This window comes from Dolichospermum circinale AWQC310F (genome assembly GCF_000426925.1).
Lineage (GTDB): Bacteria > Cyanobacteriota > Cyanobacteriia > Cyanobacteriales > Nostocaceae > Dolichospermum > Dolichospermum circinale.
Genome location: NZ_KE384665.1, coordinates 2,595 through 24,601 on the forward strand (window position 1 = coordinate 2,595; position 22,007 = coordinate 24,601).

24 protein-coding genes and 1 pseudogene are annotated in these 22,007 nt (G+C 35.2%); 16 read left to right on the forward strand and 9 right to left on the reverse strand.

Going from position 1 to position 22,007, the window contains the following annotated elements; genetic code table 11:
- The first annotated feature begins 80 nt into the window (after window positions 1–80).
- Together ACIR310F_RS0102690 and ACIR310F_RS21360 are read left to right on the forward strand one after the other, a co-directional pair.
- Entirely contained in the window at window positions 81–1,562 is a 1,482-nt protein-coding gene (locus ACIR310F_RS0102690) for a DNA phosphorothioation system restriction enzyme (protein WP_028082490.1), read from the forward strand.
- A gap of 89 nt (window positions 1,563–1,651) precedes the next feature.
- A complete protein-coding gene (locus ACIR310F_RS21360; RefSeq protein WP_035367527.1) occupies window positions 1,652–1,885 on the forward strand; it encodes a hypothetical protein in 234 nt (77 codons plus the stop codon).
- Between the two features lie 125 nt (window positions 1,886–2,010).
- Here the strand turns inward: ACIR310F_RS21360 and ACIR310F_RS0102700 are convergent, their stop codons facing one another.
- From ACIR310F_RS0102700 to sufB, 5 genes are all read right to left on the reverse strand, one after another.
- Window positions 2,011–2,595 (reverse strand): hypothetical protein, encoded by a 585-nt coding sequence (locus ACIR310F_RS0102700; RefSeq protein ID WP_231387364.1) that lies wholly within the window; start codon window positions 2,593–2,595, stop codon window positions 2,011–2,013.
- A gap of 134 nt (window positions 2,596–2,729) precedes the next feature.
- A complete protein-coding gene (locus ACIR310F_RS0102705; protein WP_028082492.1) occupies window positions 2,730–3,995 on the reverse strand; it encodes a cysteine desulfurase in 1,266 nt (421 codons plus the stop codon).
- Window positions 3,996–4,215: 220 nt separating this feature from the next.
- Window positions 4,216–5,586 carry a Fe-S cluster assembly protein SufD gene (sufD, locus tag ACIR310F_RS0102710; protein WP_028082493.1) on the reverse strand — a complete coding sequence of 457 codons (1,371 nt, stop codon included), beginning with the start codon at window positions 5,584–5,586 and terminating at the stop codon, window positions 4,216–4,218.
- Entirely contained in the window at window positions 5,586–6,371 is a 786-nt protein-coding gene (gene sufC, locus ACIR310F_RS0102715; RefSeq protein ID WP_028082494.1) for a Fe-S cluster assembly ATPase SufC, read from the reverse strand. Before sufC ends, sufD begins: the two co-directional genes overlap by 1 nt.
- A gap of 52 nt (window positions 6,372–6,423) precedes the next feature.
- Window positions 6,424–7,863: a Fe-S cluster assembly protein SufB gene (sufB, locus tag ACIR310F_RS0102720; protein ID WP_028082495.1), complete on the reverse strand. Its 1,440-nt coding sequence runs from the start codon at window positions 7,861–7,863 to the stop codon at window positions 6,424–6,426.
- 210 nt (window positions 7,864–8,073) lie between these two features.
- Here sufB and sufR point away from each other — a divergent pair, with 210 nt between their 5' ends.
- A complete protein-coding gene (gene sufR / locus ACIR310F_RS0102725) occupies window positions 8,074–8,745 on the forward strand; it encodes an iron-sulfur cluster biosynthesis transcriptional regulator SufR (protein ID WP_028082496.1) in 672 nt (223 codons plus the stop codon).
- A 128-nt stretch (window positions 8,746–8,873) separates the two neighbouring features.
- On the opposite strand, the gene ACIR310F_RS25150 is transcribed toward sufR, so the two are convergent.
- Window positions 8,874–9,032, reverse strand: coding sequence for an SHOCT domain-containing protein (locus tag ACIR310F_RS25150; RefSeq protein ID WP_155962999.1), 159 nt, complete (start codon window positions 9,030–9,032; stop codon window positions 8,874–8,876).
- A 67-nt stretch (window positions 9,033–9,099) separates the two neighbouring features.
- Between ACIR310F_RS25150 and ACIR310F_RS0102735 the strand changes: the two genes are divergently transcribed.
- The 7 genes from ACIR310F_RS0102735 to ACIR310F_RS0102770 all read left to right on the forward strand — a co-directional run bounded on the left by ACIR310F_RS0102735 (window position 9,100) and on the right by ACIR310F_RS0102770 (window position 14,068).
- A complete protein-coding gene (locus tag ACIR310F_RS0102735) occupies window positions 9,100–11,223 on the forward strand; it encodes a GNAT family N-acetyltransferase (protein WP_028082497.1) in 2,124 nt (707 codons plus the stop codon).
- A 17-nt stretch (window positions 11,224–11,240) separates the two neighbouring features.
- Entirely contained in the window at window positions 11,241–11,735 is a 495-nt protein-coding gene (locus ACIR310F_RS0102740) for an ASCH domain-containing protein (RefSeq protein ID WP_028082498.1), read from the forward strand.
- A 237-nt stretch (window positions 11,736–11,972) separates the two neighbouring features.
- Window positions 11,973–12,149, forward strand: coding sequence for a hypothetical protein (locus ACIR310F_RS25155; protein WP_155963005.1), 177 nt, complete (start codon window positions 11,973–11,975; stop codon window positions 12,147–12,149).
- A 76-nt stretch (window positions 12,150–12,225) separates the two neighbouring features.
- A complete protein-coding gene (locus ACIR310F_RS0102755; protein WP_028082499.1) occupies window positions 12,226–12,438 on the forward strand; it encodes a type II toxin-antitoxin system HicB family antitoxin in 213 nt (70 codons plus the stop codon).
- Window positions 12,435–12,662, forward strand: a complete 228-nt coding sequence (locus tag ACIR310F_RS0102760; protein ID WP_028082500.1) for a type II toxin-antitoxin system HicA family toxin — start codon at window positions 12,435–12,437, stop codon at window positions 12,660–12,662. Before ACIR310F_RS0102755 ends, ACIR310F_RS0102760 begins: the two co-directional genes overlap by 4 nt.
- Window positions 12,663–13,017: 355 nt before the next feature.
- A complete protein-coding gene (locus ACIR310F_RS0102765) occupies window positions 13,018–13,665 on the forward strand; it encodes a Uma2 family endonuclease (protein WP_028082501.1) in 648 nt (215 codons plus the stop codon).
- A 142-nt stretch (window positions 13,666–13,807) separates the two neighbouring features.
- Complete coding sequence (locus ACIR310F_RS0102770) at window positions 13,808–14,068, forward strand: hypothetical protein (RefSeq protein ID WP_028082502.1); 261 nt, start codon at window positions 13,808–13,810, stop codon at window positions 14,066–14,068.
- Between the two features lie 60 nt (window positions 14,069–14,128).
- Here ACIR310F_RS0102770 and ACIR310F_RS0102775 read toward each other — a convergent pair whose 3' ends face one another.
- A complete protein-coding gene (locus tag ACIR310F_RS0102775) occupies window positions 14,129–14,455 on the reverse strand; it encodes a YbjQ family protein (RefSeq protein ID WP_027402424.1) in 327 nt (108 codons plus the stop codon).
- A 207-nt stretch (window positions 14,456–14,662) separates the two neighbouring features.
- On the opposite strand from ACIR310F_RS0102775, the gene ACIR310F_RS0102780 reads away from it, so the two are divergent.
- Window positions 14,663–15,337, forward strand: a complete 675-nt coding sequence (locus ACIR310F_RS0102780; RefSeq protein WP_028082503.1) for a tetratricopeptide repeat protein — start codon at window positions 14,663–14,665, stop codon at window positions 15,335–15,337.
- 70 nt (window positions 15,338–15,407) lie between these two features.
- Here the strand turns inward: ACIR310F_RS0102780 and ACIR310F_RS0102785 are convergent, their stop codons facing one another.
- Both ACIR310F_RS0102785 and ACIR310F_RS0102790 read right to left on the reverse strand, forming a co-directional pair.
- On the reverse strand, window positions 15,408–16,316 hold the full coding sequence (locus ACIR310F_RS0102785; protein ID WP_028082504.1) for a peptidoglycan-binding domain-containing protein: 909 nt from the start codon (window positions 16,314–16,316) through the stop codon (window positions 15,408–15,410).
- Window positions 16,317–16,735: 419 nt separating this feature from the next.
- The gene (locus ACIR310F_RS0102790) at window positions 16,736–16,885 is read right to left on the reverse strand and encodes a hypothetical protein (protein ID WP_028082505.1); all 150 of its coding nucleotides are present in this window, start codon (window positions 16,883–16,885) and stop codon (window positions 16,736–16,738) included.
- Window positions 16,886–17,260: 375 nt separating this feature from the next.
- On the opposite strand from ACIR310F_RS0102790, the gene ACIR310F_RS0102795 reads away from it, so the two are divergent.
- The 5 genes and pseudogenes from ACIR310F_RS0102795 to ACIR310F_RS21370 form a co-directional block, all read left to right on the forward strand.
- Window positions 17,261–17,860 carry a nicotinate-nucleotide adenylyltransferase gene (locus tag ACIR310F_RS0102795; RefSeq protein ID WP_028082506.1) on the forward strand — a complete coding sequence of 200 codons (600 nt, stop codon included), beginning with the start codon at window positions 17,261–17,263 and terminating at the stop codon, window positions 17,858–17,860.
- Window positions 17,821–18,567 (forward strand): NUDIX hydrolase, encoded by a 747-nt coding sequence (locus ACIR310F_RS0102800; protein ID WP_028082507.1) that lies wholly within the window; start codon window positions 17,821–17,823, stop codon window positions 18,565–18,567. The genes ACIR310F_RS0102795 and ACIR310F_RS0102800 overlap by 40 nt, the downstream gene beginning before the upstream one ends.
- 131 nt (window positions 18,568–18,698) lie before the next feature.
- Window positions 18,699–20,381 carry an NAD+ synthase gene (locus ACIR310F_RS0102805; RefSeq protein WP_028082508.1) on the forward strand — a complete coding sequence of 561 codons (1,683 nt, stop codon included), beginning with the start codon at window positions 18,699–18,701 and terminating at the stop codon, window positions 20,379–20,381.
- 265 nt (window positions 20,382–20,646) lie between these two features.
- Entirely contained in the window at window positions 20,647–21,156 is a 510-nt protein-coding gene (locus tag ACIR310F_RS21365) for a hypothetical protein (protein WP_051289457.1), read from the forward strand.
- A pseudogene (locus ACIR310F_RS21370) lies at window positions 21,156–22,007 on the forward strand (tetratricopeptide repeat protein); the annotation flags it as partial. The gene ACIR310F_RS21365 and the pseudogene ACIR310F_RS21370, both read left to right, overlap by 1 nt.

The following is a 22,007-nucleotide window of genomic DNA, read 5'->3' on the forward strand; positions in this document are numbered from 1 at the left end:
GGCAAATAAAAATAAGTGACTACTGATGATCACCAATTACCAATTACCAATTACCCATTACTAATTAATTATTCCAGTTTATGTACTTAACGCGAAATCCAGCCCCGAAACTGCCTACTTTTAAACTCAAGTTACCCTATGCGGGGGAGAAAAAAGGCAGTTATCAAGTTAAGCAACCATTACCGGGCTTTCCGAAAATGCCTTTATCTCTGCAATTGCGAGAGTATCAACGTCAAGCTGTGACTAGCTGGTTTGCTAATCATGGCAGGGGAACATTAAAAATGGCTACTGGTAGTGGTAAGACTATTACTGCATTAGCGATCGCTTGTGAATTATATCAGCAAATTGATTTACAAGTCCTATTGGTGGTGTGTCCCTATCGTCATCTTGTTACCCAGTGGAGTAGAGAATGTGAGAAATTTAACTTACAGCCAATTCTAGCATTCGATAATTTACGCAGTTGGCAAAGTCAACTTTCCACAGCAATCTATAATTTGTCTTCTGGTTCTCAAAATTTTGTCACAGTAATTACCACTAATTCCACTTTAATTAGTGATGGTTTTCAGACACAACTTAAATATTTTCCTCCTAAAACCTTGATTATTGGTGATGAAGCCCATAATTTAGGATCACCGAAATTAGAGGAAAGTTTACCACGCAATGTGGGTTTACGTCTAGCCTTATCAGCAACACCAGAAAGATATTTTGATGATGACGGAACACAATCTTTATTAGATTATTTTGGTCCAGTTTTGCAACCCGAATTTAATTTACAAGATGCCATTGCTCAAGGTGCATTAGTTCATTATATCTATAATCCCGTATTAGTAGAATTAACGGAATTTGAAAGTATAGCTTATTTAAAATTAACCAAAAAAATCGGTCGTTCTCTACTGTATAAAGATCGAGATACGGGGGAGACAGGAGATTTTGAAGAAAACGAAGATATTAAATCATTATTAATACAAAGAGCGCGGTTAGTTGGCACAGCGGAAAATAAATTAACAGCTTTACAAGAGTTAATGAAAAATCGCAGAGGAACTACCCATACACTGTTTTATTGTAGTGATGGTTCTCAAGAAATTGGACACCGTTATTCCTTGCGTCAACTCAAAGCAGTTGCTCAAATTTTGGGGGGAGAATTAGGTTATAAAGTCAGTACCTATACAGCAAACACCTCATTACAAGAAAGGGAAATTTTACGTCGTCAATTTGAAAGTGGAGAATTACAGGGTTTAGTCGCAATTCGGTGTTTAGATGAAGGTGTGGATATTCCCGCAATTAAAACCGCAGTAATTTTATCAAGTTCAGGAAATCCTCGTCAATTTATCCAACGTCGGGGACGGGTTTTACGTCCTCACCCTGGCAAGGAACGGGCAACGATTTTTGATATGATTGTGTTACCACCAGATTTGGATAGAGAAACTATTGAAGTGGAACGGAATTTATTAAAGAGGGAATTAAAGAGGTTTGTGGAATTTGCTGATTTAGCGGATAATGCTGGGGAAGCGAGGATGAAGTTATTGGCTTTGCAAAAACGATATGGGTTATTGGATATTTAATTTTGTGGAAATTTATCAATAGTTATTGACTTTATGTACCAGAAAAAGGTAAGATAATGTTTAGTAGATATTGTTGAGGAGAAAAGGTAATGAAAACAATAGAAACAGTTGTGAATGTTACCCCAGAGCGACAAATTACACTCCAATTACCCCCAGATATCCCCGCAGGTGAATATCAAGTAGTTATAGTTCTTAATGAAAGTGGTAAATCAGAGCAATTAGCAGCGAAAAATCAAGCAAAAAGGTTTAAATGTTCAGCTTATCCTGTGGGTTTAGTTGCTGATAATTTCACCTTTCGTAGAGAAGATATATATGATAGATAAAGCGATTTTTATAGATACAAATATTCTGTACTTCAGAATATCGGAAACTGCTGTATCAATAGTTATTGACTTTGTCTCTTTTTATTTCAATTGCTGCTGGTAATTCGTAAGGATTCATAGTTTCATTATGCAGTAACTAAAGATTGATCTTCTTCCCAAGAAAATAAAGGTTCAAGTTCACCTGATTCAGCAAAAGTGATTGCAGCTATTAAACATTGGGGTAAATTAACATAAACTTTCTCAGAATAATTTCCCGCTTGTCCACCAACAATTAATTTATGCTGATTAGGAGAATTTACATTATTGTTATTTGTATTTATTAATGCTTGATAAAAAATAGATAAATTATTATTTTTAGCAGCAACATCTGATTTAGCTATTTCATAATCAACCGGATACAAGAGAGAATAAAACACCTCATTATCTAAGGTTGCAGTCACAATATATTTACCAGCATTACCTCCACCAATCATCATATAACTTTCATCATCAACTTCTAAACTAACTAAAGTTTTAGTATTACCATCTAACTCACAAATAGCTGTTTTAATTTGTTGCCAATTTGGATTTTCAATGCAGTTTTCTTCATTTCTATTTCCCGTCCATTTATCTGTACATAACTTTGATACAAACATTAAGGCTTCAAAGGTATCCCAGCTAAGGTTATATAAAACCGTTCTTTGTTCAGCAATAATTGACTCCAGAAGCATATACAATACATTCCATTACGATATTAGATAAAATAACTAAAATCTTACCTATCTCTATAATATTCTCTTTGCGCCTCTGCGCCTCTGCGTGAAAAACTCTTTTATTAAAAAGGTGGGAAATACCCACCCAAAATTTACTCAGCAAACACACCAGCAAAAAAGTCCAAAGTCTCCTTTAATGCTTTGATGAAAATATCAATTTCTTCACGAGTATTGTAAAAAGATAAACTAGCCCGCGCAGTTCCCGCTACACCTAAATAACGGTGTAATGATTGTGTACAATGGTGTCCAGAACGTATGGCCACACCTTCTTGATCTAATAATGTAGATAGATCATTAGCGTGGACACCCTCTACCGTAAAAGCTGCTAGAGCGGCTCTACCTTCGCCTTGAGCATTGGGTTTTGGTCCGTAGATTCTAATTTGGGGTATTTGTGCTAATTGGGCGAATAAATAGGCGGTTAATTCTGCTTCATAGCTATGGATTTTATCCATACCGATATTAGTAAGATAATCTATGGCCGCACCTAATGCGATCGCTTCCCCAATTGCAGGAGTACCGGCTTCAAATTTATGGGGTAATTCTGCGTAGGTAGAATGGTCTAAAAATACTTCGGAAATCATCTCACCACCACCGAAAAATGGCGGCATTGCTTCTAGTAATTCCAGCTTACCATATAAAAAGCCGATGCCAGTGGGAGCGCACATTTTATGTCCAGAAGCTACTAACCAATCACAATCAAGTTCTTGGACATTAATAGGAGTATGGGGAACACTTTGACAAGCATCAAGTAAGAACTTTGCACCGAATTTGTGAGCAATTTCAGCGATTTCTTTAACTGGATTTATACAACCCAATGTATTAGAAATATGAACGATAGATACCAGTTTTGTTTTTTGAGAAATCAGGTTTTTAAACTGTTCTAAATCAAAAGTTTCTGCTGGTGTTAATTCCACAAACTTTAAAATTGCACCGGTTTTTTGAGCGACAAATTGCCAAGGAACAATATTACTATGGTGTTCCATGACTGAGAGAATAATTTCATCTCCTGGCTGTAAATTGTGCATTCCCCAACTGTAAGCGACTAGGTTAATGGACTCAGTTGCATTGCGAGTGTAAACAATTTCTTGGCGTGATTTAGCATTAATGAATTTAGCAATTTTATCACGGGACTCTTCATAAGCATCAGTAGCCTTTCCGCTGAGAAAATGTGCGCCACGATGAACGTTTGAGTTATATTGTTCGTAATAATCACGCCAAGCATTTAAGACTGATACAGGTTTTTGAGAAGTAGCCGCATTATCGAGGTAAACCAGGGGTTTACCATGAACTTCCTGATGTAAAATAGGGAAGTCAGAACGAACTTTATCAGCGAGAGATTTGGTAGAAGTGAAGGTCATATTTTAGAAATTCAGAAGTTTCAGAATAATAACTAGAATTTACCAACTATGCAGAATTTGAATTTAAGAATAATGAACCACGAAGGAACGAAGAAAGCGAAGGTAAGAGGGTTACAGAGAGATTTTTCATAAGTCCACCAAGAAATAAATTTCCTGGCTAATAGTGAAGGTCGGGTTTAACCGACTTTAGCTATTATACTTGTACTTTGGTGCAAGGCATTTATTTATTCGTGAGACTTGTGACTGTTTTTAACAAACTCTCACGTAAAGAAGGAACAAGGATAAAGTTAATAATTTCCGTTGCGAAAGCATTAACTAATAATTTGCGTGCGTCATTTTCATCAATACCACGACTTTGCAGGTAGAATATTTGATCATCTTCCAATTGACTGACAGTAGCACCGTGAGCGCATTTAACATTATCAGCGGTGATTTCTAACTGAGGTTTGGTGTCAATCCTTGACTTAGATGATAACAGCAAATTGCGATTTAATTGCGATGCGTCCGTTAATTGAGCTAGTTTAGGAACAAGTATTTTACCATTAAAGACACCATGAGCGCGATCGCTTATAATGCACTTATGTAATTGTTTACTAACACCATGGGGATGATTTAAAGATAAAACACTGTGAGTATCAGCCAATTGATTATCAGCAATAACAGTTAAACCATTCAGGGTCGTTTCTGTTTGTTCACCAGTTTGTAATATCTCCAAATTATGACGAGAGATTTTACCACCAACCGTCACTGCATTACAATTATAACGACTATATCTGGCTTGAGTAACAGCAGTTTTACCAATGTGAAAAGCCGCAGCACCTTCACGCACAACCCTATTATGAGTAACCTGAGCATTTTCCTGTACCCAGATTTCCGTCACCCCATTAGTAAAATAAACCTCCTCCTCTTGTGGAACAGGCATCTTGCCTGTAACATACTCTTCAATTAAACTTACCTGAGAATTACTTTCAGCTACTACTAAAACCCGGGGTTGGGAAATAGTTGCAGACTCACCAGCAACAGAAATAAATAATAGATGAATTGGTGTTTCCACCACCACATTTTTAGCAACCCATACCACCGCGACATCATTTAAAGCCGCAGTATTCAAAGCTGTAAAAACCTCTTTAGCACCTTCAGCTTGCGCTAAATATTCCTGAACAACTTCACCAGGTAAAACATCCAAATTACCAACAATTAAGCCAGCAGGTAAATTTTCAGTATTAGATAAATCAGGTGAATAAACACCATTGACAAATACTAACCGCTCAGAAACTTCAGGTAAAATCATGGATTGTAGAGACGTTCCATGGAACGTCTCTACATTATTGTGAACATGAAACATTCCCAACTTAAAATCTACCTGTTTGAGAGGTGACAAATCAGTAAAGCGCCATTCTTCCTCGCGGGTATTGGGAACAACAGAATGACGTACCCAATTAGCAGCGGCTTCGCGTAGTTCTTGTAACCAACCATCTGATTTTGTAGTAGTTACCCGACTTAATAAACCACTTAAAAAAGCGTCTCTATCTAATAAATTTTCTGGTAGAGACGTTTCATGAAACCGCTCTAAATTAATTGACATATTCATTATACACCCACTCCCAAAACTTCCTCCAGCACCCAATCATAACCGCGAGATTCTAACTCTAACGCTAACTCCTTACCACCACTTTTAATAATTCGTCCTTGTGCCATCACATGAACAAAATCAGGGACAATATAATCAAGAAGACGCTGATAGTGAGTAATCATAATTGTCGCATTTTCGGGACTTGTTAAGCGATTAACCCCATTAGCGACAATTTTGAGAGCGTCAATATCCAAACCAGAATCAGTCTCATCTAAAATGGCTAATTTAGGTTCTAAAATAGCCATTTGTAGGATTTCATTGCGCTTCTTTTCCCCACCGGAAAAACCCTCATTGACACTGCGACTCAGGAAAGAAGAATTCATTTTGACAATATCCAATTTTTCCTGAACTAAATCATCAAAATCGAAAGCATCAACCTCCTCCAAACCTCTAGATTTCTGACGAGAATTATAAGCAACTCGTAAAAAATCTAAATTACTGACACCGGGAATTTCCAGAGGATATTGAAAAGCTAAAAACACACCACCCCTAGCCCGTTCCTCCGGTGACATTTCCAAAAGATTTTGGTTTTGAAAAACCACCTCACCACCAGTAACAGTATAAGCTGGATGTCCCGCCAAAACCTTAGAAAAAGTGCTTTTCCCCGAACCATTTGGACCCATAATCGCGTGAACTTCCCCAGCGCGAACCTGCAAATTCAACCCCTTTAAAATCGGAGTTCCATCAACGTCAGCGGTCAAATTCTGAACCGACAAAATCAAATCACTATTCTCAACAATCATCTTCTCTTCCTCTTTTTCTCTGGGTACTTTGTGCCTGGAGTGGTTCGTTTTGTTAACCCACACTACCTTCTAGTTTCAGACTTAACAACTTATCAGCCTCAACAGCGAACTCCATGGGAAGCTGATTAAAAACATCTTTACAGAAACCGCTAATCATCATTGAGATAGCATCTTCGGAAGAAATACCCCGTTGAGCGAAAAAGAATAATTGATCTTCACCGATTTTAGAAGTAGAAGCTTCATGTTCAACCTTTCCTGAATTATTCTGAACTTGAATATAAGGAAAAGTATTAGCTTGAGCATTATCACCAATTAACATCGAATCACATTGGGAATAATTTCTCGCACCTTTAGCAGTAGGATTAATCTTCACCAAACCTCGGTAACTATTACTAGATTTACCAGCAGAAATACCTTTAGAAATAATTGTACTGCGGGTATTTTTGCCAATGTGAATCATCTTAGTTCCAGTATCAGCTTGCTGCATATTATTTGTTAATGCAACGGAGTAAAATTCACCGACGGAATTATCACCAACTAAGACGCAACTAGGGTACTTCCAAGTAATAGCTGAACCTGTTTCTACTTGAGTCCAAGATATCTTAGAATTAACACCTTGACACAAACCACGTTTAGTCACAAAGTTGTAAATTCCGCCTTTACCATTTGCATCACCTGCGTACCAGTTTTGCACGGTAGAATATTTGATTTCTGCATTATCTAAAGCGACCAATTCCACAACGGCGGCGTGTAATTGATTGCTGTCGTACATTGGTGCTGTACAACCTTCTAAATAGGAAACATAACTATCTGCTTCGGCGACAATTAATGTCCGTTCAAATTGTCCTGTATCACCGGAGTTAATGCGGAAATAGGTTGACAATTCCATTGGACATTTTACGCCCTTGGGGATATAAACGAAAGAACCATCACTAAATACTGCTGCATTTAAAGCAGCAAAGTAATTATCAGCAATAGGAACAACGCTACCCAAATATTTTTTAATTAGTTCTGGGTGTTCTTGTAAAGCTTCGGAAATAGAGCAAAATATGACACCATCTTCCGCGAGTTTTTCTTTAAATGTAGTCGCCACTGAAACACTATCAAAAATCGCATCAACAGCAACATTAGCTAATCGTTTTTGTTCGGAAAGAGAAATACCCAATTTTTCAAAAGTTTCCAATAAAGTGGGGTCAACTTCATCCAAACTATTGAGTTTTGCTTTCTTTTGTTTCGGTGCGGAATAATAAATAATATCCTGATAATTAATAGGCGGATATTTGACATGAGGCCAAGTTGGTTCTGTCATTTTCAGCCATTGGTGATAGGCGCGGAGACGATATTCCAGCATAAATTCCGGTTCGTTCTTTTTAGCGGAAATTAGGCGGACGACATCTTCGCTTAACCCACGAGGGATAGTATCAGCTTCAATGTCGGTAACAAAGCCGTACTTGTAAGGTTGGTTGACTAAGGTGGTGACAGATGCGCTCATCGGTTCTCTTGTGTTCTCTTTAAAGGATGGGCGACGGGCTGCATGATGCTAATTCCCGTTTTTTATTACCGATTGCTAACAAGACTGCTAGAATAGGCTTAACGACTAAAACAATTCGGCGGTTGTTTAATCTAAATTTTATTGTACGATAGATTAACAACAAGAATGTTGTTTTAGTCAAGTTTTTTGTGAAAATTTTTTGGGACTAAAATGGCCACTACCCAGCAGTCCACAACCAAGCAGGATATTTTAGAGTATCTATTGAAACATACGCAAGCCACCGCCCTGGAACTTGCAGAAGTATTAGATGTCAGTCCCCAAGCTATTCGCCGTCATTTAAAGGATTTAGAGACGGAGAAACTAGTTTTGTATTCGGTATCAGGACAGCCGAGTATGGGGAGACCGCAGCACCTTTATCAACTGAGTCAGCGGGGAAGATCCCGCTTGCAAAAAAACGCTAACCGCTTAAATGATGGTTATGGCGAGTTTGCAATTTCTCTTCTGGACACCTTAGCCGAAACTGTGGGACGTGACCAAGTAAAGTCTATTTTACGGAAACAGTGGGAACGCAAAGCCCAAGAATACCGGGAACGGGTGGGTAATGGTTCTTTGCGGGAACGGGTCGCAAGTTTGATAGAGTTGCGAAAGCAGGAAGGTTTTATGGCGGAATTTCACCCTGTGGAGTCTGATGATAATGGTGCAGAAAGATTCATTTTTGTGGAACATACCTGCGCTATTTCTGATGTTGCGGAATCTTTTCCCAGCGTTTGTGGTCATGAATTGGAAATGTTTGCGGCTATTCTCCCAGATTGTACTGTGGAACGGACTCATTGGTTGATTCATGGTGAACATCGTTGTGGTTATTTAGTACAAAAAAGTTAGGTGGTTGGGTGGAAGTAATTGAACGCGGATGTAGCTTCCTTCCCGAAAGGTACGCGGATACACGCAGATAAAGTGTGAATTTTTGGATTTTATGGATATTTCACCGAAAAATCATTAATACAATTTATCTAAAGTTTATCAACTAGAGATTGACGTTTACTTTGATATTCTTCTTCTGTGATAATTCCCTCTTTAAATATTTCTTTTAATGCTTTTAAAAAAAACATCACCACACTACCCAAATCATACCCGACTGTGCCAAAATGTATATAACTGTTTTTGGACATTTGTAACCTATGGTTTAGCAAAAGAGCTATAAATTACAGGCTGGGAGATACATTTAAGGCTCATTTTATGATAAAGGAAGAACATCTAAACTTTAACATTCAAGAAATTAGCTCAGATTCTGAGCATTTAAAAATTATAATTAGCTTAGGAGATGCAAATTCAGAAACTCTAGGTTTTTTACCCTATGGGGCTTTTTATGAACTTGCAGGTAAAGGTCGCATACTTGGTTGTATATCTTCAACTGGAACTTGTGTTGGATATCTTCTATATGGTATTAACCGTAGATATTCTAGAGTAAAACTTACACATCTTTGTGTAGATAAAACCTGGAGAGATAGAGGAATTGCAAAATTATTGATTCAAAAATTAAAAGAAAAAACTCAACAATTGTACGGTATTCTTGCATCCTGCCGTAGAGACTATAACATAGATGATATGTGGGGTTCTCTTGGTTTTGTTGCCAATCATGAAAGACCAGGAAAAAGTAAAGATGGTAGTATTTTAACTGAATGGTGGTTAGATTACGGACACCATAATTTACTAACTAATCTCGCTTATAAGCAAACAGAATCAAGGCTATGTGTTGCTATAGATGCCAATATTTTTTTTGATTTAGTGGATGATGAAAAGTTTGATAATGAAGGCAAAGAATCAAAGGTTTTAATTGCTGATTGGCTAGAAATAGAAGTAGAATTATGTGTAACAGATGAAATTAAAAATGAAATAAATAGAAACTCAGATGCCAGGAAAAGGGAAAAATTACGTGCGGCAATAAACAATTTTACATTACTTCCTTATATTCAGGAGGAATTTGAAAAAACTTGTAATACTATACGTAAATACTTCCCTGAAAACATGACAGCTAGTGATGCTTCAGACTTGCGCCAAATTGCTAGAGTTATTAGTTCTCAGATAAATACTCCTTATTTCTTAACACGAGATAAACGATTGTTAAGTATAGAAGAAGAAATTTATCAAGAATTTAAGCTGAACATAATCCATCCTGTTGATTTTATTGTTAAGTTAGATGAATTACGCAGAGAAACGGAATATCAACCTGAAAGTTTAGGTGGTACTGATATAGAAAATAAGCGTCTCCAAAGTGGAGATATAGACTTAATAATTGAATTATTTTTAGCCTATTCTCAAGGCGAAAGAAAAGTGGATTTTAGGAAAAATATTCGTAATTTTTTATCAAATACAGAAGATTTTAAGTGTTTCACAGTTGGCCGCAGTGGGGAAGAACCAATAGCATTTATAATTTACGAGAGAACAGAAAATAGAGAGTTGAAAGTTCCTGTTTTCCGTTTTAGAGATAGCAAGATTACTCCTACCATATTACGTCGCTGTATTTTTCAGTGTTTTTCAAGTTCTGCTAGTGAAAAACGAAAATTCACCAGAATTACTGAAAAATACTTAGATGATAAAACTATTTCAGCATTACTTGAAGATAGTTTTTTTCATACTGAAACTGGATGGTTAAGAGCGAACTTAGCTATTGCACAAAAGGCAGTAGATATTTCATCTCATATTCTTAATATTTGTCAAGAATCTGGTCAAGGCTATGAACAATATATTCCATTCTCAGATATTTTATTAAATGACGAATTAGTTAAAAATTCAGAAATTATGGCAGATATTGAGAGAAGACTATATCCTCTCAAAATTACTGATGCTGAAATAGCTACTTATATTATTCCCATTAAATCACGTTGGGCGAAGGAATTATTTGACAAAGAACTAGCAGAAGAAGGTATATGGAGAGCTAAAGAAGAACTTGCTCTAAAACGTGAAGTTGTTTACTACTCATCTAAAAGAAAAATGAAATATCCGGGACGAATTTTATGGTATGTAACTGCATCTCCTGATGATAAAAATAGTTCTGCTATTCTGGGAGCTATTAGAGCTTGTTCTCGGCTTGATGAAGTCACAATTGGTAAGCCAAAAGATTTATATAAAACTTATAGAAGATTAGGAATATACAGTTTTCAAGATGTTTTAAAAACTGCTCAGGAAGATTTATCCAAAGATATAAAAGCTGTTAAGTTTAGTGATACAGAGTTATTTACAAACCCAATAAGATTTGCAGATATTAAAACAATAATTAATCGTCCAATTCAGCTACAATCATCTAGTAAAATTTCACCAGAAGAATTTACAATGTTATATAATATAGGAACTTCAACTTGAATATAACAATTAATCTAATGTATCCAACTGTACTTCTAATATCTATTCACCATAAATATGCAAGCATGATATTTGAAGGTGAAAAACAAGTAGAGTTTCGCCGCGTTAAGCCACGTCAGCTTAATGAAGGTGATCTAATTCTTGTTTATGCAACATCTCCTGAGCAAGCATTAGTTGGAGTGCTTGAAGTAGACAAAGTTGTTGAAATGCCGCCCCATCAGCTTTGGAAAAAAGTCAAAGATAAAGCAGGTATTAGCTATGAAATTTTTAATAATTACTACAAAAATTCACATACTGCTTTTGCCATTTTTTTTAAAAAACCATTCAGTTTTGATTCACCCATTAAGCTTGAACGTTTAAGAGAAGAATGGTCTGATTTTCGACCGCCACAATGTTATCATTACTTAAAGGAGAGAGAAATCAATCTTATAAAATCTATAACAAATTACGACATTCTAAGTTTATCTGAAAAATTTAATGTTGATCAAACTGAACTATTACCTAAATTATGATGATTTATATAAGAAACTAAACAACCTTGAATTTATATCCATTGTGTAGATATCATGGCTGTACAAACTAAAAATTCGGGAATCTTAAAACTACTTGCGATTAAACCAAATTTCCCCACCTAGTAACTGTATTAAAACTTCCGCGATCGCTTTTGGTAAACTTTTAGCTGAATGTTCATAAGTCAAACTTAAAAATCTACAACCTTTTGTTATCAACTTCCTTTGATCAATCATTTTATGATACAATATAATCAAGTTCCGAAAATATACAGCACTTCCCGATGTTATGAGGTACAAGCTGTTGATACAGATGATGATAAAATATTGGTTAAAGAATTTTTAGAAATCAGTGAATCATCATTAAATAAAATTTGGCTTGATCCAGAGGAAGACGAAGCATGGAAGGATCTATAGAACTTTCTTTTGTGTTATAATAAAAATCGAATATTGCTAACATTATTAGTAAACTATCGCACTGACAAATAAAACCATGAAAAACAAAGAATTTTATGTAGTAATTGAAAGAGATGAAGATGGTATGTATATTGGTGAAGTTCCTCAACTAAAAGCTTGTTACAGTCAAGGAGAAACTATTGATGAACTCATGAAAAATATTAAAGAAGTTATTGAAATGTGTTTAGAAGAACTAGAAGAGGAATCAATAACTGAATTTATTGGTGTGCAAAAGGTCGTATTATCATGACTAAATTACCAACAATTACAGGAGAAGAACTGATTGCTGCATTAGAAAAAGCAGGTTTTTATATAGTCAGACAAAAGGGTAGTCATGTTAGAATGAAACATGAAGATAATCGAGTTGTTTCCATTCCTTCTCATAGTGGTAAAACTATCGGAAAAGGTTTATTATTAAAAATAATTCGAGATGCAGATTTAACTAAAGATGAACTGATAGAACTTTTAAATTAGGGATCTACCGTTCCCTTTATGTAAAATACAGCGGTTTCCGATCTGATGAAGTACAAAGTTGAATCATGAAACTCTTGTGGTGCGGGCATCTTGCCCGCTAAATATGTACCTCATAACACCGATAAGTGCTGTAACATTTATTGTAGGTTGGGTAGAACGAAGTGAAACCCAACATTTGCGGTAGGATAGCAAAGTGTGTTGGGTTTCGTTCCTCAACCCAACCTACTGAATATTAATAAGTCAAAATTAAAAATTGACAAACTTTTGTTATTAACTCCGTTTTATCAATCATTTCCTCTAATTGAAATTGATTATAGTATATAATAGAATAATTAAAACTGCGAGGTGAATTTCTATGGTAACTTTAGCACCTACTCACAGCGACACTCACACCAATAGCGTTATCCTCCATAATATTTCTTGGAATACTTTTGAACGAATTTTATTAGAAACAGGTGATGATCGCCATAACAGGTTTACTTATAATCAGGGAATCTTAGAAATTATGACTCCATTAATGCCCCATGAACATAATAAAAGATTGATAGAAAAAATAATTGATACTTTAGTTGAAGAGTTAAATATCAATGTCAAAAGCACTGGTTCATTAACTTGTAAAAGAGAAGATTTAGCTAGAGGTGTAGAACCTGATTCTAGTTTCTATATTCAAAATGAACCAATTATGAGAAATAAAACAAGTTTAGATTTAACTCAAGATCCCCCACCTGATTTAGTCATAGAAGTTGATTATGCTAGTTCTTCTATTGATAAATTACCGATTTATTTAGCTTTAGGCGTTCCTGAAGTTTGGCGTTATGATGAACCTGTGATGCAAATTTATAGTTTATCTGAGGATAAATATATTCCTGGCAATGGTTCACCAACTTTTGCGAATTTACCTTTAAATACAGAAGTTCCTCAGTTTTTAGCTTCTAGTTTACAAGTGGGTGAGGTGTCAATGATTAAGAATTTTCGGAGTTGGTTAAAAACACAAACTTCCTGATTAAATTAAGAAGGCTAGGATCTGGGTATTATGGTTTTAAGGTTGAGTTACTTATTGCTGGGCTTTTATTGCTCAGGGGTGACAATAATATGATTTAATGGTAGAAAGGCAACCTCTCGATTAAACAAAATTTTGAATTTTTATGGATATCGCACCTAATCAATCATCAACCCAATTTTTATCTGCTGAAGAATCTGCTCAAGTTGACGCGGCTTTGTTGTCTTCTCCTGAGAAGTTTTTAACAAGACTGACTATTTCTTCTTTGCGGATTTTACAACATATTGCTCAAGAATATGATGTTTCTATTGAGGAATTAACAACAAAGCAAATTATTACCTGGTTTGAAACTGATGCTAAAATTAGAAGAGAAAAAGGAATTGATCAAGCATTTCTCAAGTGGTAGATTCAGTAATATTTTATTACTTAAAGATGAATAAATGTTTGCTACAAAATCAGCAAAATATTAACGAATTTTTACGGCTGTTCCTGTGGCCGTAATTACTAATAAAACACCAGATTGATCAACATTAATTGTGCCTGTATCAACTGCAATGCCAACAACTGCATCTGCGCCTAAGCGTTGCGCCCTTTGTTCTAATTCCTCCATCGCTTTGCGTTGTCCTTCTTCAAAGAGACGCTCATAGCTACCAGTGCGGCCACCGACAATATCCCGAATACTCGCTAAAAAGTCCCGCAGGAAATTGCTACCATAAACAACTTCTGCTGTCACAATACCTAAGTATGACTGAATTACAGCACCTTGAATAACATCAGTAGTAGTTAAAAGCATAGATCTATTTAAACATTATTTATGAGTACGGATGGGTTAAATTATTAATCTAGTGCTATAGTGCCGAAAATGTCAAGTGATTTAAGAAAATATTATTATATAATAATATATATTATGTAAATATGAACAAATAGAGATTACAAAAATAAATATTTTTGTTTTAATGTATGAATAAGAACAATTGAAGAAAATCTAGGGAAATTGACTGTGTACAAAAAAACATCATTTGTCTTAACTGTCTTATTATTGGGATGTTTCTTCACTAGCACACCTGTAGTGGCAAAAGTTGATCTATTATTAGCACAAGCTGACAATGCAGAGTTGAAAAGCTTGATAGAAGACGGAAAAAGACTTGTAGATAATAAAGATTATAATGGAGCGATCGCTGTTTATCAACAAGCGGCAAAATTAGATCCCCGAAATGCGAGAATTCATGCTGGTATTGGCTACTTGTATACTCAAATAGGAAATTTTCCCTCAGCTTTAAGTGCTTATCGTCGGGCTATTGCTATTAATCCCAATAACAGCGATTTTTATTATGCTGTAGGTTACATTAAAAGTGCTACAAAGGATATTAGTGGAGCTAAAGAAGCCTATCGTCGTTCCATACAACTTAATCGAAATAATATTAACGCCTATCTAGGTTTGGGCGTTACTCAGGCAATATTAGGCGATTTTGAATCTGCTATGTGGGCATATCAAAAAGCATTAGAACTCAATCAAAATAACCCCCGCACCTATGAGTTAATGGCAGGAATGTTTAAAAAGAAGGGTCAAAATAGCCAAGCAACTAGCGCCTTACGAAAAGCTTTAAGTTTATATCGTCTTAGCAATGATCTGGATAGTGTTAATAGAGTGGAAGGAATGTTAAGAGAAATGTAATTTTCAGGTTTTGAATCCCCAATTTATAATTAATGATTAATTTGGGGATTTATTGATGTTAATTGACTAATTAGCCAGGAAATCTTTTAAGTAAATCATCTCCGGGAATAATGGTTGTATAGAAAACATAATCATTGTTGGCTACATAGCGGCGATCTTGTTTAATGATAGCCATAAACTCTTTATGTCCTTCTATTCTTCGTCCCACTAAACAGCCCGCGCTGGCATTTTTGATATCATTAACGGGAGCATCATAGCCCCAGTGTTGATTCACATAAAAATCATCACCTGTATCAAGTTCATCTCCAGTTCGTTTAAAATCTTTGTTGAAATCTCTACAAACGGTGATATTCCCAACTTGTCTTAATGCTTCGTGAGGATTTGCAGTACCGTGATATCCAACTTTCCAAGCTTTGTACTGTCCAAATTGAATCCTAGCTGCTCCTTTGGGATTCATTGGACTATAAGTATAGTAGCTACCTGGTTCAGTGGTTGCTTGCCAACTATTGACAATTTTGGGAACACCATTTATGATTTCAAGAACAATCCGTTGATCATTAAATTCATTTGCTGCATCATTGTTAAGAGTCCAATCTCCATTTATTCCTTCTATATAAACGATGTTGTACTCTTTGGGATTGGTGAAAACTTGATAATTTTCTGCCAACATATATTTAACTATTTTGCTGGCTATGTCATTACCTAATTTTAATGCTGGTTTTGGTAAATCATCTTTTTTAGCTTCAATTAGCTCTTTAGCTGTGACCGCTCCTAAAAATTCAGTTTCTCCAGTTTTTAATAACTCTTGAAATTCTTTCAGTGCTGCGGTAGAAACAGGTCCAAATTTACCATCTGCGGGTGGTTCTAGTAATCCTAATCCAATTAATAAAACTTGAATTTGTCTAGATAATTCTACATCATTAGCGATCGCTTCATATCCCCATTTTTCCGCTGTTCCCAAAAAGTTTTGTAGTTTCATATTTCACCTGATCTGATGTATTTTGAAATTGCCAATTGTTTTGCTCTATTTGAGCTTAACTAAGTTTTAATACATAATATACACACAAATTCAGAAATTACTAAAATCTTTGTTTTTTTTAGGAATTACGCAACTGGTATAATATTCTAGATTGTAGTGAGAACTTTAGTTCTCTCTTTGAGACGCTACATCAACAAGATCAGGGCTAAAGCCCTGACTACAAACAAATGATATGATCATCTTTTGTGACACTTGCGTAAGTCCTATTTTTTTAGTAATTACAGGAAAATACTGAAAAACAGGTGACAGGGATCTCCTGCTCCTTAAATACAGCAAAACCAAGGTAAGGTAGATTATACCCGACCCTGGTTAATATCAATGATGATCGTCGTACATTGTAACTTTTATCAAATCAAAAGCTACCAAGCCGCTCTACCTCTCTTATACAGATTACCGGTAAAAGGCTGCACTCCAATCACAGGATAAGCGTCATTAGCAGGGGTAAAAATCCGCATAAAGGCTTCAGAAATAAACTGAGCCATATTAGTAAGCATTCTGGAAATAGCCATAATCTTATAGCCCCTTTTTTTCAGTTTTTTAATCTGCGATGTCTAAATTATAATACCGCCATTATTTATTTGCTCTTATTCTCCATATATCTATACTTAACACAATATTTTTTCAAATAACTTTGCAATACTTTATAATCATGATTTTGATTTACTCCTAATTGTAACCGAAAATTTATAATTAGGCATTTTGGGGTGAAAATAATAGTTTTTACTATGAAGAAATGTGAATTATTCGTAAAATTATAGATAATTATCCTTGTAAACATAGGATTTTAGGGAATTTGTCACCATTCATTAACTAGGGCTTGACATTATTTATAGTAAATATTACCATAAACTAAAGAGACATTCTCGCAACATCCTGAAAATATCATGAAAATTGCTTTATTTGGTACAAGTGCTGATCCACCGACTGCGGGACATTTAGTAATTCTTAAATGGTTATCTGAACATTATGATTGGGTAGCTGTTTGGGCTGCGGATAATCCTCTAAAATCGCAACAAACGCCTTTATCTCATCGTGCAGTCATGTTAGAATTGTTAATTAAAGATATTAATGTTTCTAGAAAAAATATTGCTTTAGAACAAGATTTGAGCAGTTGGAGAACCTTAGAAACCGTAGAAAAAGCCAAATTAAAGTGGGGTGAACATATTGAATATACTTTAGTAATTGGTGCTGATTTAGTAAATCAATTATCACGCTGGTATCATATTCAAGATTTATTACAGCAAGTGCAGCTACTAATAATTCCCAGACCAGGATATATCATAGATAATTCAAGTTTAGAAAATGTTAAACAAATGGGGGCAAAAATTGCCATTGCTAATTTAATTGGTTTAGATGTTTCCTCTACTGCTTTTCGTGAACAAGGAGATATTAATACTCTCACACCTCCCGTAGTTGCCTATATTCATCAACAGCATTTATACAAATGCCAATACATCACCAAAAAAAGATTTTCTACCCCATAAATCAACAACCTTTAGCTGAATTTAAAGTTGGTGTTGATAATGTGATTTTTTCCGTAAATACTGCCCAAAATCAGTTATTAGTTCTTTTGGTTATAAGAAAACAAGAATCATGTTTAAATCATTGGACTCTTCCCGGTACTTTAGTTAGGCAAGGAGAATCTTTAGAAGATGCTGCCTATCGTATCATGGCTGAGAAAATAAAAGTAAATAATCTTTATTTAGAACAGCTTTATACTTTTGGCAGTGCTAAACCTGACCCTAAACAAGAAATTGATAGTTACGGAGTCCGTTATTTATCAGTTAGTTACTTTGCTTTAGTACGATTTGAAGAAGCAGAATTAATTGCTGATAAAGTCGCTGGTATTGCTTGGTATCCTCTGCAAAAATTGCCACAATTAGCATTTGATCATCATGAAATTATTACCTATGGACATAGAAGATTAAAAAATAAATTAGAATATAGTCCTGTAGCTTTTGAGGTATTACCAGAAACCTTCACCCTCAACGATTTATATCAACTATATACCACAGTTTTAGGAGAAAACTTTGCCGATTATTCTAATTTCCGAGCGCGGTTACTCAAACTAGGTTTTTTATCAGATACCGGCATTAAGGTCTCACGGGGTGCGGGACGACCTGCGAGTTTATATAAATTTAACCAAGCAGCATTTGCACCGTTTAAAGATAAACCTTTAGTATTTATTTAATGAAGAAAGGAGGTAGAAATGATTAAACGCTGATTAACGCTGATAAATACAGATGAATACAGATGATTGTGATTTTGTGCAGTCTAAAATGAGATTTATTTTATTTATTCCCTATTCCCTTTTTGATGATCATGAAAATCGCTATTGCTCAAATTAATCCTCTTATTGGTGATTTATCTGGAAATGCTGAAAAAATTCTGGAAATGTCCCAACAAGCATCATTAACAGGTGTCCGTTTATTATTAACACCTGAATTATCAATTTGTGGTTATCCTCCCAGAGATTTATTACTAAATCCTAGTTTTGTATTGGCAATGGATCAGACATTACAAAAATTGGCTGAAGATTTACCCACAAATTTAGCTGTATTAGTGGGAACAGTTGTGAAAAATTCCCAAGGGCGTATAACTGGAGGGAAAAATTTATTTAATAGTATGGCTTTATTAGAAAATGGCAAAATTCAGCAATTTTTTCATAAAAGACTATTACCAACTTATGATGTTTTTGATGAACATCGTTATTTTGAACATGGACTAGAAGCCAATTATCTGATATTAGATCATCTGAAAATTGGTGTGACAATTTGTGAGGATTTATGGAATGATGAGGAATTTTGGGGTAAGCGCAGTTACCCAATTAATCCCATGGCAGATTTAGTAAATTCCAATATAGATTTAATTGTTAATTTATCCGCTTCACCTTACACCGTTGGTAAGCAAAATCTGCGGGAAGCAATGTTAAAACATAGTGCAGTTAATTTCCAAAAATCAATTATTTATACAAATCAAGTTGGCGGAAATGATGATTTGATTTTTGATGGCCACAGTTTTGCTGTTAATAAACAAGGAGAAATTATCGCTCGTGGTCAAGGTTTTGTATCTGATTTGATTACCGTTGAATTTAATGCAAATCACAAAGATTTAGTATTAGGTAATATTTCCCCTGTTTATGAATCTGAAGAAGCGGAAATTTGGAACGCTTTGGTTTTAGGAGTTAAAGATTATGTTCGTAAATGTCGTTTTTCTAAGGTCTTATTAGGTTTAAGTGGGGGAGTTGATTCTGCTTTAGTTGCTGCTATTGCGACTGCGGCATTAGGTAAAGAAAATGTAATTGGTATTTTAATGCCTTCTCCCTATAGTTCGGAACATTCTATTAGTGACGCTTTAGCATTAGCAGAAAATTTAGATATTCAAACCGAGATTTTACCTATTGGGGAACTAATGCAAGCTTTTGATCAATCTTTAAATGATTTATTTGCCGGTACAGAATTTGGGATAGCAGAAGAAAATCTCCAATCTCGCATTCGTGGTAATTTATTAATGGCAATTTCTAATAAGTTCGGTTATTTGCTTTTATCTACTGGTAATAAATCAGAAATGGCCGTTGGTTATTGTACCCTTTATGGTGACATGAACGGGGGTTTATCTGTGATTGCAGATGTTCCCAAAACTCGCGTTTATTCCCTTTGTCAATGGTTAAATTCTCATCATCAAAAAGAGGTTATTCCCGTAAATATTCTTACAAAAGCACCCAGTGCGGAACTTAAACCGGGTCAAGTTGACCAAGATTCTCTACCAGCCTATGATATTTTAGATGATATTCTCGACCGTTTGCTGCATCAACATCAATCAGCAGCAGAAATTGTTATCGCAGGTCATGACCCGGTAGTTGTAGATAAGGTATTACAGTTATTATCTCGTGCGGAATTTAAACGCAGACAAGCTGCACCAGGTTTAAAAATCACTGACCGCGCTTTTGGGACTGGTTGGAGAATGCCTATTGCTAGTAGTTGGTCTGTGTTGCGGAATATATAAGTAGGTTGGCGTTAAAAATTGTCGTTATGACAAGGGAACAGGGAACAGGGAAGAGGTTTTAGGCAACTTTACTTTTCGTTACTTGTGTCGGTTTTTTTCTGTTCACATACTTAGGAATATTAGTGTTTACTGGAGGTTTTTTTAACGAACCACTCCAGGCACAGAGTTCACGGAGGAAGAGAAGGGGGGATAAGTATATATTTATGGGGTGGTTGTATTTGATTAAAGACATATCGAAACGGAAACAAATAATTCTATCTTTGTAATGCCAGTTTTAAAGGTTTATCCTAAAGGTGAAAGTCACAAAGATGAAGCTCAACCTGTTGCTGAAACAATAGATAAATTACAGAAGATTTTGCGAAAACGCATTGATGATACTTTATTAGCAGATGATGTTTTGCTGAAAATTACTTTATTTAGTGGTGGTGTGATTCGAGAATTGGTTCGCATTACTCAAAAATGTTGTAGTTTGGTATTAGTACAGTTACGACAAAAAGCAAGAAGAGGAGAATCAATTGATAATGTGCAAATTGATGAGATGATTTTGCAGGAAGCTCTTGATTCTTTGCGAAATGATATGACAATTACTCTAAGCAAAACTGACCGGGAGATTTTACTGCAAACATATACTGATTATCGTCCTGATGATCCTAAACAGCAAGAGTTTCTTGATTTGCTTCACAATGTTTATGTGATTGAATATAAAAATACTGAAAGTTGGTATGATTTACATCCTTTGATAATTCAACAGTTAAAGTTAGAAAATTTAATTTAATGAATAACTTAACTAATCAATCTATTATCAACGCAAATGAACAAACTTACCTGAGTTTGTTAGTTTCTCTTGAAGCTGGAGTTGGTATGTTACAGATTTTCATTGCTGTGTGTGATGCAGATAGACAGCGTGAAAATATTATAGCTAATTATGAGCAGGATTTAGCACCCAATTACAATATTTATCGAGTTTATCTTGATAGTCAAGAACCGAGTTTAAAGCAAGCCATTACACAACAAGTTACATTAACAGAAAATGCCATAGCTATCGTATTAGGTGCAGAAACTTTAGGAGCATTTAATCAAAATGAATCTTTGAAAAAGTTTTTTGGTTATTTGCAATGGACGCGAGAAGCATTGCGAGAACTCAAAATGCCAATTATTCTATGGATACCATCACGTATTTATGATCAAATCCCTAAGCAAGCACCTGATTTCTGGAGTTGGCGTAATGGGGTATTTCATTTTCAACCTGAACCGTCTTTGGTTACAAATCAGTTATCAATTAATCAAAGTCGTGATATTATTCAAGATAATCAATCAAGTTCTGTTTTTTCACCAGAACAATTAGAAGCATCTTTAGCAGAAGCTATTCAGCAATGGGGAGCAGATAGTAGTAAAACAGAAGTTCTCTACAGTCAGTTAGGTAATTTGTATGCTGAACGAGTAAAATCAGCAAAATCTACAGATAGACAAAAAGAATTAACTTTAGCTCAAGAATATCTTGAGAAAGCAATAGTTTTACAAACTAAATTTCAAAAACTAGAAGCTCTTGCTAATAGCTTAAACAATTTAGCAAGTCTTTACGATAATCAAGGAAAATACAGTGAAGCAGAACCTCTCTTACTTGAT